Source organism: Paracoccus lichenicola (assembly GCF_009708075.1).
Taxonomy (GTDB): domain Bacteria; phylum Pseudomonadota; class Alphaproteobacteria; order Rhodobacterales; family Rhodobacteraceae; genus Paracoccus; species Paracoccus lichenicola.
Genome location: NZ_WMBT01000005.1, coordinates 1 through 14,060, shown reverse-complemented (window position 1 = coordinate 14,060; position 14,060 = coordinate 1). Strand labels below are relative to the sequence as shown.

General features: G+C 67.6%; 16 protein-coding genes. 7 read left to right on the top strand and 9 right to left on the bottom strand.

What is annotated here, in order from left to right; translation table 11 throughout:
- The first annotated feature begins 82 nt into the window (after positions 1-82).
- On the top strand, positions 83-301 hold the full coding sequence (locus GIY56_RS09980; protein WP_154764700.1) for a hypothetical protein: 219 nt from the start codon (positions 83-85) through the stop codon (positions 299-301).
- Here GIY56_RS09980 and GIY56_RS09975 read toward each other — a convergent pair.
- The 4 genes from GIY56_RS09975 to GIY56_RS09960 form a co-directional block, all read right to left on the bottom strand.
- Positions 289-711, bottom strand: a complete 423-nt coding sequence (locus tag GIY56_RS09975) for a PaaI family thioesterase (RefSeq protein ID WP_154764699.1) — start codon at positions 709-711, stop codon at positions 289-291. The genes GIY56_RS09980 and GIY56_RS09975 overlap by 13 nt on opposite strands.
- 58 nt (positions 712-769) lie before the next feature.
- Positions 770-1,351: a transglycosylase SLT domain-containing protein gene (locus tag GIY56_RS09970; RefSeq protein ID WP_154764698.1), complete on the bottom strand. Its 582-nt coding sequence runs from the start codon at positions 1,349-1,351 to the stop codon at positions 770-772.
- A 70-nt stretch (positions 1,352-1,421) separates the two neighbouring features.
- Positions 1,422-2,897, bottom strand: coding sequence for a glycerol kinase GlpK (gene glpK, locus GIY56_RS09965; protein ID WP_154764697.1), 1,476 nt, complete (start codon positions 2,895-2,897; stop codon positions 1,422-1,424).
- Positions 2,894-3,253: a winged helix-turn-helix domain-containing protein gene (locus GIY56_RS09960; RefSeq protein ID WP_154764696.1), complete on the bottom strand. Its 360-nt coding sequence runs from the start codon at positions 3,251-3,253 to the stop codon at positions 2,894-2,896. Before GIY56_RS09960 ends, glpK begins: the two co-directional genes overlap by 4 nt.
- A 122-nt stretch (positions 3,254-3,375) precedes the next feature.
- On the opposite strand from GIY56_RS09960, the gene GIY56_RS09955 reads away from it, so the two are divergent.
- Complete coding sequence (locus tag GIY56_RS09955; RefSeq protein WP_154764695.1) at positions 3,376-4,551, top strand: acetyl-CoA C-acyltransferase family protein; 1,176 nt, start codon at positions 3,376-3,378, stop codon at positions 4,549-4,551.
- A 105-nt stretch (positions 4,552-4,656) separates the two neighbouring features.
- Complete coding sequence (locus GIY56_RS09950; RefSeq protein WP_154764694.1) at positions 4,657-5,223, top strand: outer membrane protein; 567 nt, start codon at positions 4,657-4,659, stop codon at positions 5,221-5,223.
- A 248-nt stretch (positions 5,224-5,471) separates the two neighbouring features.
- Here the strand turns inward: GIY56_RS09950 and GIY56_RS09945 are convergent, their stop codons facing one another.
- The 5 genes from GIY56_RS09945 to GIY56_RS09925 form a co-directional block, all read right to left on the bottom strand.
- Positions 5,472-6,074 (bottom strand): queuosine precursor transporter, encoded by a 603-nt coding sequence (locus GIY56_RS09945; RefSeq protein ID WP_154764693.1) that lies wholly within the window; start codon positions 6,072-6,074, stop codon positions 5,472-5,474.
- A gap of 89 nt (positions 6,075-6,163) precedes the next feature.
- Complete coding sequence (locus GIY56_RS09940; protein ID WP_154764692.1) at positions 6,164-7,057, bottom strand: esterase-like activity of phytase family protein; 894 nt, start codon at positions 7,055-7,057, stop codon at positions 6,164-6,166.
- Entirely contained in the window at positions 7,030-7,893 is an 864-nt protein-coding gene (mepA, locus tag GIY56_RS09935) for a penicillin-insensitive murein endopeptidase (protein WP_328288502.1), read from the bottom strand. The genes GIY56_RS09940 and mepA overlap by 28 nt, the downstream gene beginning before the upstream one ends.
- A complete protein-coding gene (locus GIY56_RS09930; RefSeq protein WP_154764691.1) occupies positions 7,890-9,260 on the bottom strand; it encodes an MFS transporter in 1,371 nt (456 codons plus the stop codon). The genes mepA and GIY56_RS09930 overlap by 4 nt, the downstream gene beginning before the upstream one ends.
- A 43-nt stretch (positions 9,261-9,303) precedes the next feature.
- Positions 9,304-9,864: an acyl-CoA thioesterase gene (locus tag GIY56_RS09925; protein ID WP_154764690.1), complete on the bottom strand. Its 561-nt coding sequence runs from the start codon at positions 9,862-9,864 to the stop codon at positions 9,304-9,306.
- 132 nt (positions 9,865-9,996) lie between these two features.
- Here GIY56_RS09925 and GIY56_RS09920 point away from each other — a divergent pair, with 132 nt between their 5' ends.
- The 4 genes from GIY56_RS09920 (at position 9,997) to GIY56_RS09905 (ending at position 13,925) form a co-directional block, all read left to right on the top strand.
- Positions 9,997-10,290, top strand: coding sequence for a YggT family protein (locus tag GIY56_RS09920; RefSeq protein ID WP_154764898.1), 294 nt, complete (start codon positions 9,997-9,999; stop codon positions 10,288-10,290).
- Entirely contained in the window at positions 10,290-12,320 is a 2,031-nt protein-coding gene (gene recQ / locus GIY56_RS09915) for a DNA helicase RecQ (protein WP_154764689.1), read from the top strand. The genes GIY56_RS09920 and recQ overlap by 1 nt, the downstream gene beginning before the upstream one ends.
- Before the next feature lie 85 nt (positions 12,321-12,405).
- A complete protein-coding gene (gene msrP, locus GIY56_RS09910; protein WP_154764688.1) occupies positions 12,406-13,302 on the top strand; it encodes a protein-methionine-sulfoxide reductase catalytic subunit MsrP in 897 nt (298 codons plus the stop codon).
- A complete protein-coding gene (locus GIY56_RS09905) occupies positions 13,302-13,925 on the top strand; it encodes a protein-methionine-sulfoxide reductase heme-binding subunit MsrQ (protein WP_154764687.1) in 624 nt (207 codons plus the stop codon). The genes msrP and GIY56_RS09905 overlap by 1 nt, the downstream gene beginning before the upstream one ends.
- Positions 13,926-14,060: the final 135 nt, after the last annotated feature.

The window sequence follows — 14,060 nt, the reverse complement described above, 5'->3', positions numbered from 1 at the left end:
TGGCGCGCTTGATGGGGCATGAGGCATGACCTATGTTGCCTGCATGGGAGGAAACCATCCGCTGTCAAGGAAAGGGTTTCCGATGGCTTACACGATCACCCATTTCGCGCCCGAGACGCGCGGCCGCATCGACGCCTTCTTCAACCGCTTCGGCCAGGGCATGAACGCCTATCTCGAATCGCGGGCACGCTGCGCCGAGATCGAGGCGCTGGAGGCGAAGACCGACGCCGAACTGGCCGGAATGGGCCTGACCCGCGACCGGATCCCCGCCCATGTGTTCCGCGACACCTACTGGCTCTGACCGCCCTTCCAGTCCATCACCATCTGCGTTTGCGTGACGATGGCCGCGACCTTGCCGTCGCCGCGGGTGATGGTGGTCTGCCAGATCTGCGTCGTCCGGCCCACATGCAGCGGCAGGCTGACCGCGCGCGCGACATCGCCCAACCGGATCGGGCGCAGGAAGTTGGTCTTGCTTTCCAGGGTCGTGGTCGAACGCCCCTCGGGCAGGTTCAGGAAGGTGCCGGTGCCGCCCGCGTTGTCGGCCAGGCCCATGATCGCGCCGCCGTGCAGCACGCCGTTGCGGTTGGCGAGCGCCTGCGTCACCGGCATCTCGAATTCGACGCGCTCGGGCGTGGCGGATACCAGGCGCGCGCCGATATGGATGGCGAATTCGGGCTGGTCGTCGGCGTCGCGCTTGATGTGGTCGTCCATGGGATGTCCCTTCCGCTGCCCGGCCATATCAGCAAAGCCGGGTGCCAAGGGCAAGCCGTCACCCCTTGCGGCAGGACACCAGTTGCGCGCGATACATCTGCGCGCGCGCGCCCACCTGGTTCGCGACCCGCACCAGCCAGGGCTTGCCCAGATAGGATTGGCGCGCGAACCCCGACCGCCCTTCGTGATAGGCCAGGTATTGCGCCGTCGCGTCCCCTTTCGAGATGCCCAACCTGCGCGAGGAATTGTGCATGTACCAGCCCATGAAATCCGTGGCATGGCGGATGTTGTCGCGCTTGGCCCGGCGGTTGCCGGTTTCCTTCTGGTATTCCTCCCACGTGCCGTCGAGCGCCTGCGAATAGCCATAGGCGCTGGACTGGCGGCCGATGGGGATCACGCCCAGGGCATATTGGTGGGGGGTGCGGGCGTCGCCGATGAACTTCGATTCCTGGTGGATGGCGGCCATCTGCACATGGATGGGGATGCCCCACCTGCGCTCGGTCGCCTTCATGGCGCGGTAATAGGCGGGCCGTTCGGCCACGATGGCGCAGGCGTTGTCCAGCTGGCGGGGCGCCGAATAGTTGCCGCCGCCGCAGGACGCGACCAGCCCGACAATCGCGAGTTTCAGAAGCCTGCTCATCCTGCCCTCTTGTCGTTTTGGGGCGATCTTACGGAAAACCGCGCGGGGGTGAAATCACAAAGCCGGAAGATCAGACCGACAGCACCGCCTGCACCGCCCGTTGCCAGGCAGCGTATCGCCGATCCCGATCCTCCTCGGACATCCGCGGCTCGAACCGGCGGTCCAGTTGCCAGGCCTTGGCGTATTCGTCGGGCGCGGGGCACAGGCCCGCGCGATAGCCTGCAAGCCAGGCCGCGCCCTGGGCCGTCGTTTCGGTGTTCCGGGGCCGGTCCACGGGAGCGCCCAGGATGTCGGCCAGGAACTGCATGGCCGGTTCGCTGGCCGTCATGCCGCCATCGACGCGCAGCACGGCGTCACCGGCCTGCGGCCAGTCGGCGCGCATGGCTTGCAGCAGGTCGCGGGTCTGGAAGCCCACGCTTTCCAGGGCGGCGCGGGCGAATTCGGCGGGACCGGTGTTGCGCGTCAGGCCGAAGACCGCGCCCCGCGCATGGGGCGCCCAATGCGGCGCGCCAAGCCCCGTGAAGGCCGGAACCATGATGACCTGCTGGCTGTCGTCGGCACGCGCGGACAGGGCCTGCGTCTCCTTGGCCTCGCGGATCAGCTTCAGCCCGTCGCGTAGCCATTGCACCACCGCGCCCGCGATGAAGATCGACCCTTCCAGCGCATAGGTCGTCCTGCCGTCCAGCCGATAGGCGATGGTGGTCAGCAGCCGGTTTTTCGACCGCACCGCCTGGTCCCCGGTGTTCAGCAGCGCGAAGCAGCCCGTGCCATAGGTCGATTTCATCATCCCCGGCGTGAAGCAGGCCTGTCCCACGGTCGCGGCCTGCTGGTCGCCCGCCACCCCGGTGATGGGGATCTCGCGCCCGAACAGATCGGGGCGGGTGGTGCCGAAATCGTCGGCGCTGTCCTTCACCTCGGGCAGCAGGGCACGGGGGATGCCGAACAGGCGGCACATGTCGTCGGACCAGTCCCCCTTGCGGATGTCGTAAAGCAGCGTGCGGCTGGCGTTGGTGGCGTCCGTCACGTGCGACCGCCCGCCGGTCAGCTTCCAGATCAGGAAGCTGTCGATGGTCCCGAAGGCCAGATCGCCCGCTTCGGCGCGGGCGCGCGCGCCCTCCACATGATCCAGCAGCCAGGCGATCTTGGTGGCGCTGAAATAGGGGTCCAGCAGCAGGCCGGTGGTGTCGGTCACTTGGTCCTCGGTCCCTTCGTCGCGCAGCCGGGCGCACAGGTTGGCGGTGCGGCGGTCCTGCCAGACAAGCGCGCGGTGGATCGGCTGGCCGGTCTTGCGGTCCCAGATCACCACGGTTTCGCGCTGGTTGGTGATGCCGATGGCGTCGATGCGGGGGGCGCCCGCCTTTTCGATGGCGGCGCGGGCGGTGCCGGCGCTGGAGGTCCAGATGTCGCCGGGATCGTGTTCGACCCAGCCGGATCGGGGGAAATGCTGCGGAAATTCATGCTGCGCGGTGGCCTGCACCGTCAGGTCGTCGCTGAACACAAGCGCCCGGGACGAGGTCGTCCCCTGGTCCATCGCCAGTATCGTCATGGTTCCCCCCTTTTCATCAGCGCCCCGATGGCGCCCAGGTCGGCCGCCCCCGTGTCGCGCAACAGCCGTTCCAGCGATTCGTAATGGCGCAGCACCGCCTGTCCCGTGGCCGTGACGGTGGCCCCGCCCCCGCCCGGCCCGCCCCGGCTGCTGTCCACCAGGGGCGTGGCGAAGGCCCCGTTCATCTCCTCGACCAGGGACCAGGCGCGCTTGTAGCTCATCCCCATCGCGCGCCCCGCGGCCGAGATGGATCCGTGCTGCCCGATCAGCCGCAACAATTGCGCCTTGCCCGGACCCAGCACCAGCGGCGTGTCGTATTCCAGCCGCAGCTTGATCCGGGGGCCGTCCCTGTCCATCGCGATTCGCTTCCTGTCCTTGCAACAGGTTAGCCCCGGTCCCCGTGCGACGCCACGGCGCGCTTGGCCCGGATGGCGTCCCGCGCCTATGCTGGCCGGGCAACCAAGGGAAGGGGTTCACCATGTCCGATATCGTCATCCTGTCCGGCGTCCGCACCGCCATCGGCACCTTCGGCGGCAGTCTGGCCGCCATTCCGCCGATCGAGCTGGCGACGGTCGTGACCCGCGCCGCGATGGAACGGGCCGGCGTGGCCCCCGAGAAGATCGGGCAGGTGGTCTTTGGCCATGTCATCAACACGGAACCCCGCGACATGTATCTGAGCCGCGTGGCGATGCTGGAGGCAGGCATTCCCGACACCACCCCCGCGATGAACGTGAACCGGCTGTGCGGATCGGGCGCGCAGGCCATCGTGTCGGCGGCGCAGGCGCTGATGCTGGGCGACGCCAATTTCGCGGTCGCCGGCGGGGCCGAGAGCATGAGCCGCGCGCCTTATGCCGTCCCGTCCGCCCGGTTCGGCGCGAAGATGGGCGACCAGAGGATGCTGGACATGATGACCGGCGCCCTGACCTGCCCGATGGGCACCGGCCACATGGGCGTGACGGCGGAAAACGTGGCGGCGGAACATGGCATCAGCCGCCAGGCCCAGGACGAGTTCGCCATGGAATCGCAGCGCCGGGCGGCGGCGGCCATTGCCGCGGGGAATTTCAAGGACCAGATCGTGCCGGTCGAGGTGAAGGGCCGCAAGGGACCGGTGGTTTTCGACACGGACGAGCATCCCAAGGACACCAGCCTGGACAAGCTGGCGGGGCTGAAGACGGCGTTCCAGAAGAACGGCACCGTCACGGCGGGCAACGCCAGCGGCATCAACGACGGCGCGGCGGCCCTGGTACTGGCGCGCGCCGATGCGGCCAAAGCAGCGGGGCTGACGCCGCGCGCGCGGATCCTGGGCTATGCCGTGGCGGGCGTGCGGCCCGAGGTGATGGGCATCGGCCCGATCCCGGCGGTGCAGAAGCTGCTGGAGAAAACGGGCCTGTCGGCAGGCGATTTCGACGTGATCGAATCGAACGAGGCCTTCGCGGCGCAGGCCCTGGCGGTGAACAAGGAACTGGGGCTGGATCCGGCCCGGGTGAACCCCAACGGCGGGGCCATCGCGCTCGGCCATCCGGTTGGCGCGACGGGGGCGATCATCACCGTCAAGGCGCTTCATGAGCTGGAACGCACCGGCGGCAGGCGCGGGCTGGTGACGATGTGCATCGGCGGGGGGCAAGGGATCGCGCTGGCGATCGAGCGGGTGTGACATCGCGGCCACCCTTCACGTCCGGCAGGAACGGCAGGTTTCGGCGCGATTGACGCAGGCGATTTCCCGAACTAGGCGGTCTGCGTCATTCATGGGATCACGCAATTGAAATCGTTCGTTTATGCCGCCGCGGTCAGCTTGTGCGCCAGCGGCTCGTTTGCCGGTGGGTATGTCAGCACGGGGGGCAAACCCCTGGCGGGGGTTTCACAGCCGAGTGCCCAGGCCTGGACCGGCTTTTATGCAGGTCTGCATTATGGTTCCGGTTCGGTCACGGCGGCGCTTGGATCCATCAGCCGCGATACCGATATGGACGCCTTCGGCCTTCATGCCGGATACCAGCACGACTTCGGCCAATATGTCCTGGGCCTGGAACTGGATCACAACCGCCTTGACGGAGATGTCGGCGAATCGGCCGATCTGACCCGGTTGCGCGCGCGTGCAGGCAAGGGCTTCGGGCGCGTGCTGCCTTATCTGACCGTGGGCGGCGCTTACTACACGGAACCCGGCTATTCGGATTTCGGCGTCACCTACGGGCTTGGCGCCGAGGTTCTGGTGACGGACCGGTTCGTGGCGGGACTGGAATACACGCGGCAAGAAGTCGCCAATGTCGATGGCACGGGCGTCGATCTGACGGCGAATATCCTTCAGGCCCGCGCCTCGTTCCGTTTCTGACGCGCTGGCCCCAAAAGGAACGGGCCGCCTAGACAGGGCGGCCCGCGAGATCCACGGAGATGGTCCGGTTAGGGATGGCGGATGTTCCGGTCCCAACCAGGGTTTACGACCCTTGGGGCTGCCCTCAGGCCACGGCCCCCCTGACTGTTCCGACACCTCTCTCCAATATCACTCTAGACACTGGACCACCTCCTTTCAATTGGTTGCCGTTGTAAGGAGGATGGTGCCACAGACCGGATTCAAGTCAATCAGATTGTTCGCTCGGCCCGCAACAAATTGCGCACGATCAGCCGGAAAGGCACAAGGGCCAGTATCGCCAGGCTCATCTTGACCATCCAGTCGGCAGTTGCCAACGAAACCCACAGGGCGGTGACCGGTCCTTGACCAAGCAGCGGAACGGGTTCGTTTGCCCAGCCGGTGTTGGCGTCGGGGGGCAGGGCGGCGGTGAAGGCCACCGCAAAGAAGATCGCCGTGTCCAGCACCGATCCGACCGAGGACGACATCAGCGGCGCGACCCACCAGCGGCGCTGCCGCAGCGCGTTGAAGACCACGATGTCCACCAGTTGCGCCACCAGGAAGGCCGCGCCGGACCCGACCGCGATTCGCACCGTGGTCTTGTCCAGACCCGCGGCGATGACGGAGCACGCAACGCCCACGACGAAGCCCGCCAGCACCACGCGACGGGCGGCTGCGGGACCATAGACGCGGTTCATCACCTCGGTGACAAGGAAGGCGAAGGGATAGGTGAAGGCGCCCCAAGTCAGCCAGGAACCGACCGTGAATTGCACGAGGATGTTCGAGGCCACGACGATGATGGCCATGGCAAGGATGCCGGGCAGATAGCGGGTCATTGATGGTTTCCGTTTTACAAGGTCGCGGAACAACTCGGCCCTGCGGCGTGCAGGACAGCGCGGCCCTTACGCGGCAGGGCGGGCGATTGTCAATCGCGCAGCCGGTATTCCACCAGTTCCGTGCGCTGCACGAACAGGAAGTTGTCGTCGGCGATCATCGTCAGCCGGATCCCCTGCCCGTCGTGCCAGACCGACAGTCCTTCCAGGTTGTCGTATTGGAGGGGACGGGTGGTCAGCAGGATTTCCTCGTTCCGGGGGCCGTCGTCGGTCAATTGCATCCGGCGCACGCGCGCGGCAAAGCCCAGGATGCCCTGGAAATCGCGTTCCAGCAGATAGAACCAGCCATCCGGGCCGAAATCGGCGCCCACCGCCAGCCACCGGGGGTCGCGCCGGATCTCTCCGGCCCGGTTCCATCGGTTGTCGCGAAAGGTCAGGATCGGGAACGGCTGGTCCTCGCCCCCCGACCGTTCCGGCACGGCGTAAAGGGTGCCGTCCCGGATCGCCAGGGCTTCCAGCCCCGAATTGATCCACATGCCCGGCACCTTGGGCGGCGGGAGCAGCGCCGCCGCCGTTGCATCGGCATCGTCATAGCGGGCGATGCGGTCCAGCCCCTCGAAGCTGACCCAGATGCGGCCATCGTCGCCGATGGCCAGGCCTTCGCTGTCGCCGGTATAGCCGGGGGGCAGGGGGATGCCCTTGCTGTCCTTCAGATGCGCGCGCCCGGCGATGTTCATGGCCCGGATCACGCCCTGCGAATCGCGGTCGATGCTGCCCCAATACAGATGCGCGCGGTCGGTCAGGGCATGGAAGCCGCTGCCGTCGGGGCTGATCTCGAGGCCGGAAAAGCCGCCGAAGCTGTCGTCGTCGCCCGACCAGACGAAGGTTCCGACATGATCCAGCGATGCGGCCGGCGCAGGGGTGCCGGCCGCGATCAGCAACAGCACGGACAGCGCGCCTAGGGCGCGCCGGCGACGGATCGGCATTGGGCGGGCAATTCGGAAAGACGGAAGGTCCGGGGATGGCGGTAATCGGGATCGGGCGGCACGGGTTCGACCCGGCCGGGGTCGATGCGGTTCCGGATCCATTCGGCGGCTTCCGCGCAGCCGTCGCCCGGCGGGGGCGCGGGCTGGCGGTCGCAGATCGACCCGCGCGGGCAGGACAGGCGGACGTGGAAGTGGTAATTGTGGGCGTTGATGGGGCGGATCTTGCGCAGCCAGGCGCGGTCGCCGCGCTCCATCTGGCACATCGCCACCTTGGCGACCGGATCGACCAGGATGCGTTCGACGCGCGGATCGCGGGCGGCGGCGCGCATGATCGCCATGTGCCCGGGGTTCCAGGCATTCGTCAGCCCGACCCCGCGCTTGTCGGTGATCGACACCGAGGACAGGTTTTCGCGTTGCTGCGGCGACAGGTTCAGCGAGGATGGCGGCAGCATCCAGATGTCCGCGTCCAGGCCCAACTGGTGGCTGGCATGGCCCGAGGTCATCGGCCCGCCGCGCGGCTGGCTCATGTCGCCGATGTAAAGGCCGCGCCAGCCCGCCTGTTGCGCGGCCTGCGACAGGCCCATCAGGAAGTTCACCAGAGCCGGGTGGCCCCAGTTGCGGTTCCTGGACAGGCGCATCGCCTGCCAGCTTGGCCCGCTTTCGGGCAGTTGCACGAAGCCCTGCCCGCAGCCCTTGGAATAAAAGCCGATGGATACCGCCGGTCCCTGGGCTGCGGCGCGGAAGCTGCCGAAGACATCCTTGGCCAGGGGGTCGGCGGATGCGGGCAGGACAAGGCCTGCCACGATGGCGGCGGCGGTCAGGATTTTGCGGATCACTGCTTTCCCTCTCCTTCCGGGTTCACCCAGACTAGCAGGATCAGCGAAAGGATGAACAGCGCGATCAGCGGGGAAATGCCAAGACGCTGGTTGCCGGAAAGGTCGGTGACAAGGGCGATCAGAAAGGGGGCCAGGAAGGCGGTGGCCTTGCCGGACAGGGCGTAAAGGCCGAAGCCCTCGGTCGCGCGCGCGGGGGTTGTGTGGCGCACCATCAGGGTGCGGCTGGCGGCCTGCATGGCGCCGCCCGCCCCGCCGATCAGCGCGCCGCACAGGAAGAACACCAGGTCGGGGACGTACAAGCGCCCGAAGACAGGGGTTTGCGGCAGGCCCAGGCCGAACAGCGTTTCCCGGTCCATGCCGACCACGACCATGCAAACGGCGGTCAGGATCAGGATGGTGGCGACGATCACGGGCTTGGGACCAAAGGCGCGGTCGGCCCGCCCGCCCGCCCAGCTGACGATGGCGGCGGCGATGGCGCTGACGACGCCGAAGACGCCCGCCAGGAACACGGGCCAGCCCAGCACGGTCCCGGCATAAACCCCGCCGAACCCGTAAAGCGCGTTCAGCGCGTCCCGCGACAGCATGGACGACGCCAGCCAGGCCGCCAGGCTTCGGCGGTGACGCAGGCTGCGGATCAGCGCCCACAGATCGGCCAGGGCCGCGCCGATGCGGAGGGGCTGGCGCGGCCCGCGCGGTTCGCGCACCCACAGGAAGAACGGAATCATGAAAAGGGCATACCACACCGCCACGAAGGGACCGACAAAGCGCGTCCCTTCCCGCGCGGCCGGGTCCAGGCCGAACAGCGGGTCCAGCCCGAACATCGTCTTGCCCGACGGCGTTTCCTGGAACAGCGCCAGCATCACGGCCAGCGAGACGACGCCGCCCAGATAGCCGAAGGCATAGCCGGACCCGGACAGCCGCCCGATCTCGTCGCGCGGGGCAAGCCCCGGCAGCAGGGCGTTGGTGAAGATGGTGGCGAATTCGACCCCGATCAGGCCGATGCCGAACAGCACCACCGCCTGCACCAGCGGCGGCTGGTCGGGCACCAGCCACCACAGGCCCGCCGAGCCTGCGACATAGAGGACCGAAAAGAACCAGATCCACGGCATCCGCCGCCCGGACGTGTCGGCGATGGCGCCCAGGACCGGCGCGCAAAGGGCGATGATGATGCCGGTGGCCGACAGCCCGTATCCCCACAAGGCCTGCGCCTGCGCGCCTGCCAGCCTCAGGTCGCCGCTGATGTTCAGGAAATGGCGCTGCGCGACCTCGGCGAAATAGACCGAGAAGATGAAGGTCAGCAGAAGCGTATGAAAAGGCTGGCTGGCCCAGTCGAAGAACCACCAGCCCCAGATCCGTTTGCGGTCCATCCGCCCCCCGAGCGCGCTTTGGCGTCATAAGGCCCAAGGGCCGTCAGGCTGGCAAGTGGGCTTTTGCGTCAGGGGAAAGCCGGGGCGGCCAGGGGCGCAGGGCATCCGCCTCGGCCCAGGCGGCGATCCAGGGGGGCAGGGGCGGGCTGTCGGGCGACGCGCCAAGCGCCGCCATCACCTGCGCGGGTGGCACGATGCCGTTCGCGGACGTGATGGCCGACCGGATCAGCGCCTGGTTGCAGCAATCCGCGCCCTTCCACATGGACTGGTCCATGTAGAGGAAGCGGCTGTCCCAGCCTGCCAGGCGCGACATCATCGTGAAACGGTCGAAGGCCCGGATGCGGCGGCGGTAGCGGACCGAACTGCCCGCCACCGTGATGCCCCATTTGCGGTCCCGCAGGACCGGGATCAGCCCGCTGCGCTGCGCCATGGGGATGCGGCCGAGGTCGAACAGGGTCAGCGTCCGGCCGTTGTTCAGCTCGATCCAGGGATCCAGATCCCAGGGCCAGCAGACATGGGTCGAGACATGCGTGTCCGTTACCCCAAGGCGCGGGGCGTTGCGGAACTTGACCATCTCCTTGGCGAAGCGGAACAGGGGATACATCGCGCCTCCTTCGGTTGCCCGGCAGGGGTGGCCGCGCCCCACGCGATCGTCAACGGGGAACGCTGCGGCAACTTGCTTGCGAAGGGGGGCGCGCATCCCCATAACAAGCCCGAACACGAGACGAGGGGCATGATGGGAACGCTTTACGAGGCCTTGCAACTGATCCTGCAAGTGGTGTGGTTCGTGATGATCGTCCACATCATCATGTCCTGGCTGATCAACTTCCAGGTCCTGAACCTGCGCCAGCCGCTGGTCGGGCAGTTGTGGGACGGTCTCAACCGCCTGCTGGAGCCGATCTATCGCCCGATCCGGGGCGTGCTGCCCAACACCGGCGGGCTGGATCTGGCGCCGCTGATCGTCTTTATCATCATCATCATCCTGCAACGCGCCTTGGCCAACAACGCCGGCTTCTTCTACGGGATGTGATGCCCACGGATTTGCTGCGACAGGTCTGGGGCTTCGACGGTTTCCGCCCCGGCCAGCAAGAGATCGTCGAAGCCGTGGCCCAGGGCCGCGAGGTGCTGGCGATCATGCCCACGGGCGGCGGCAAGTCGCTGTGCTTCCAGCTGCCCGCCTTGATGCGCGACGGGGTGACGGTGGTCATCTCGCCCCTGATCGCGCTGATGCGCGACCAAGTGCGCGCCCTGCGCGAGGCAGGGGTGGCCGCGGGCGCGCTGACCAGCGGCAACACGGACGAGGAAACGGACGCCGTCTTTCAGGCCCTGTCTCGGGGCGAGCTGAAGCTGCTCTACATGGCGCCGGAACGCCTTGCCTCGGGCGGGACGCTGACGCTGCTGCGCCGGGCGGGCGTGACGGCCATCGCGGTGGACGAGGCGCATTGCGTCAGCCAGTGGGGCCATGACTTCCGCCCCGACTACCTGCGCATCGGCGATCTGAAGCGCGCCCTGGACGTGCCGCTGGCGGCCTTCACCGCGACGGCGGATGTTGAGACGCGGGCCGAGATCGTCACGCGCCTGTTCGACGGCCAGGCCCCCGTCACCTTTTTGCGCGGCTTCGACCGGCCGAACCTGCGCCTGGCCTTCCAGCCCAAGGACAGCCCGCGCAAGCAGGTGATGGCTTTCGTTGCCGCCCGGCGCGGCCAGTCGGGCATCATCTATTGCGCCAGCCGCGCGCGCACCGAAACGCTGGCCGACGCGCTGGTGCAGGCGGGCCATGCGGCGGTGGCCTATCACGCGGGGCTGGAGGCCGAGACGCGGCGGCAGGTCGAGGCGCGGTTCCAGCGCGAGGACGGGCTGATCGTGGTCGCCACCATCGCCTTCGGCATGGGCATCGACAAGCCCGACATCCGCTGGGTGCTGCACGCCGACCTGCCGAAATCCATCGAGGGTTATTACCAGGAAATCGGCCGCGCGGGCCGCGACGGCGATCCGGCGGACACGCTGACGCTCTATGGTCCCGACGACATCCGCCTGCGCCGCACCCAGATCGACGAAGGGCTGGCCGACCCCGCCCGCAAATCCGCCGACCACGCCCGGCTGAACGCGCTTCTGGGCCTGGCCGAGGCGACCGGCTGCCGCCGCCGCCAACTGCTGGCCTATTTCGGCGAGGAATTGGCGCAGGACTGCGGCAACTGCGACCTGTGCCAGGCGCCCCCCAAACTGTTCGACGCTACGCAGGCCGTGCGCAAGGCCCTGTCGGCCATGGTGCGCACCGGCGAATGGTTCGGGGCCACGCATCTGATCGACATCCTGACCGGCACCACGACGGAAAAGGTCCGCGAACGCGGCCATGACCGCTTGCCGACCTTTGGCGTGGGCCGCGACCACAACCGGGCGCAGTGGCAGGCGATCTTCCGGCAGATGATGGGCCGCGACCTGTGCCGTCCCGATCCCGAACGGCACGGCGCCCTGCACCTGACCGAGGCCGCCCATCCCGTCCTGCGCGGCGAGGAAAGCGTGACGCTCCGCGTTGATACCACCGCGTCGAAACCCGCCACCGTGCTGCGCACCCAGGTCAGCGAGGAGGACGAGCCGCTGCTGTCCGCCCTCAAGGCCAAGCGCCGGGCGCTGGCCGAGGCCGCGCGCGTGCCCGCCTATGTCATCTTTCCCGACCGCACCCTGATCGAGATGGCCGAAAAGCGTCCCGCGACCCTGGACCAGATGGCCCAGGTCGGCGGCGTGGGCGCCAAGAAGCTGGAAAGCTATGGCCGCGCCTTCCTGGCGGTGATCGCGGGCGAGGTGCCGGACATGCACCCCCAGCGGCGCAAGCTGGCAGGCCGCCCGGAAGGCGCGCTGTTCGACCGGCTGGTCGCGGTGCAGGCCGATCTGCTGCGCGGGCCGGATGGCACGGAAAAGCCCTTGTCCTGTTCCACGGCCCAGATCCGCCGCATCGCCGAGGCGAGGCCCACCGATCAGGCAGGGCTGGCACGCCACCTGGACCAGGCGCGGCTCGACCGTTTCGGCGCCGCCTTTCTGCGGGAAATCGCGGCCGCCTGATGTCCTTCAGGCTAATGTGAACGAATATCGCGGCGCGGCGGCCCTATAGTGCGCGTTGCGCCTGTGCCTGATGGGGGAGGAAGCCATGACGCTTCGCTGGTCCGACGTGACGCCGAAGAAAGACTATCTGAACCGCCGCGCCTTCATTGCCGCCGGTGCCGCCGCGATGGCGACGCCCGGTTGGGCGCTGACCGGCAAGCCCTCGGCCCTGTCCACGGACCAGGCGCCGAACACGCTCGAGGAAATCACCAACTACAACAATTTCTACGAATTCGGCATGGACAAGACCGACCCCGCGCGCCACGCAAGCGCCCTGGTCACGGACCCTTGGGCGGTCGAGATCGGCGGCATGGTGGACCGTCCCGGCAATTACGGCGTGGACGACCTTGCCCCCGCCAACGCGCTGGAGGAACGCATCTACCGCCTGCGCTGCGTCGAGGCCTGGGGAATGGTGATCCCCTGGATCGGCGTGCCCCTGGCAGGCGTGCTGGACCGCGCGGGCGTGCAGCCCGGTGCGAAGTTCGTGGCCTTCGAGACGCTGTATCGCCCCGAACAGATGCCGGGCCAGAACCGCCCGATCCTCGACTGGCCCTACAAGGAAGGCTTGCGCCTGGACGAGGCGATGCATCCGCTGACGATCCTGGCGACCGGCCTTTACGGCGACGCTTTGCCCAACCAGAACGGCGCGCCGATCCGGCTGGTGGTGCCGTGGAAATACGGCTTCAAATCCATCAAGTCGATCGTCAGGATCACCCTGACCGACCGCCAGCCGGTGGCGACGTGGCAGGCGATGCAGCCGTCGGAATACGGCTTTTATGCCAACGTGAACCCCCGGGTCGATCACCCCCGCTGGTCCCAGGCCACCGAGCGCCGCATCGGCGCGGGCCTGTTCGGCGGGCGCGAGGAAACACTGATGTTCAACGGCTATGGCGACCAGGTGGCGCAGCTTTACGCCGGGATGGATCTGGCAAAGGACTATTGATGCGCGCGGCAGTGAACGGCTGGCTGCGCCGCATCCCCGTCTGGGCCGTGTGGCTGGGCGGGCTGGTCCCCCTGGCGCTGCTGGTGTGGGACACCCTGACGGGGGGCCTCGGGATCGACCCGATCCGCGACATCGAACACCGGCTGGGACGCACGGCGCTTTATTTCCTGATCGCCAGCCTGGCGGTGACGCCCGTGCTGCGCATCCTAGGCGTCAGCTTCATGCGCTTCCGGCGTGCCCTGGGCTTGCTGTGCTTCACCTATGCAGGGCTGCATGTGCTGGCCTGGGTGGTGATGGACATGGCGCTGCTGTGGGGCGCGATGGCGCGGGATGTCGTGAAGCGGCCCTATCTGGTGTTCGGGATGGGGGCTTTCGTGATGCTTCTGGCATTGGCGATCACGTCGAACAACGCCTCGATCCGCCGGATGGGAGGCGCTGCCTGGCGCAGGCTTCACAAGCTGGCCTATGTCGCAGCCCCCTTGGTCACGCTGCACTGGATCTGGGCGCTGAAGACCTTCCCGCTGGAGCCGGTGCTGTGGCTGACGGCGATTCTTCTGCTTCTGGCGCTGCGAGTCGTCGTTCCCCGGCCAATCCGCTGGGGCAATGCCGCGACAGCGAATTAATAAGACAACATTATCAGCATGTTGCGTAAAAAATGACGGTTCCGCGAAAAAAGTTGCGGATACCCTCTTGCCCCTGCCGTTTCTCCTCCGTAAATACCGCTTCACCGAAGGCGGGAACGCTGGAGGGGCCGGACG

Bases quoted from the DNA above. Each gene is read 5' to 3' on its own strand.
- GIY56_RS09980 (WP_154764700.1), top strand. From the start codon at position 83: ATGGCTTACACGATCACCCATTTCGCGCCCGAGACGCGCGGCCGCATC.
- GIY56_RS09975 (WP_154764699.1), bottom strand. From the start codon at position 711: ATGGACGACCACATCAAGCGCGACGCCGACGACCAGCCCGAATTCGCC.
- GIY56_RS09970 (WP_154764698.1), bottom strand. From the start codon at position 1,351: ATGAGCAGGCTTCTGAAACTCGCGATTGTCGGGCTGGTCGCGTCCTGC.
- glpK (WP_154764697.1), bottom strand. From the start codon at position 2,897: ATGACGATACTGGCGATGGACCAGGGGACGACCTCGTCCCGGGCGCTT.
- GIY56_RS09960 (WP_154764696.1), bottom strand. From the start codon at position 3,253: ATGGACAGGGACGGCCCCCGGATCAAGCTGCGGCTGGAATACGACACG.
- GIY56_RS09955 (WP_154764695.1), top strand. From the start codon at position 3,376: ATGTCCGATATCGTCATCCTGTCCGGCGTCCGCACCGCCATCGGCACC.
- GIY56_RS09945 (WP_154764693.1), bottom strand. From the start codon at position 6,074: ATGACCCGCTATCTGCCCGGCATCCTTGCCATGGCCATCATCGTCGTG.
- GIY56_RS09940 (WP_154764692.1), bottom strand. From the start codon at position 7,057: ATGCCGATCCGTCGCCGGCGCGCCCTAGGCGCGCTGTCCGTGCTGTTG.
- GIY56_RS09930 (WP_154764691.1), bottom strand. From the start codon at position 9,260: ATGGACCGCAAACGGATCTGGGGCTGGTGGTTCTTCGACTGGGCCAGC.
- GIY56_RS09925 (WP_154764690.1), bottom strand. From the start codon at position 9,864: ATGTATCCCCTGTTCCGCTTCGCCAAGGAGATGGTCAAGTTCCGCAAC.
- GIY56_RS09920 (WP_154764898.1), top strand. From the start codon at position 9,997: ATGGGAACGCTTTACGAGGCCTTGCAACTGATCCTGCAAGTGGTGTGG.
- recQ (WP_154764689.1), top strand. From the start codon at position 10,290: ATGCCCACGGATTTGCTGCGACAGGTCTGGGGCTTCGACGGTTTCCGC.
- msrP (WP_154764688.1), top strand. From the start codon at position 12,406: ATGACGCTTCGCTGGTCCGACGTGACGCCGAAGAAAGACTATCTGAAC.
- GIY56_RS09905 (WP_154764687.1), top strand. From the start codon at position 13,302: ATGCGCGCGGCAGTGAACGGCTGGCTGCGCCGCATCCCCGTCTGGGCC.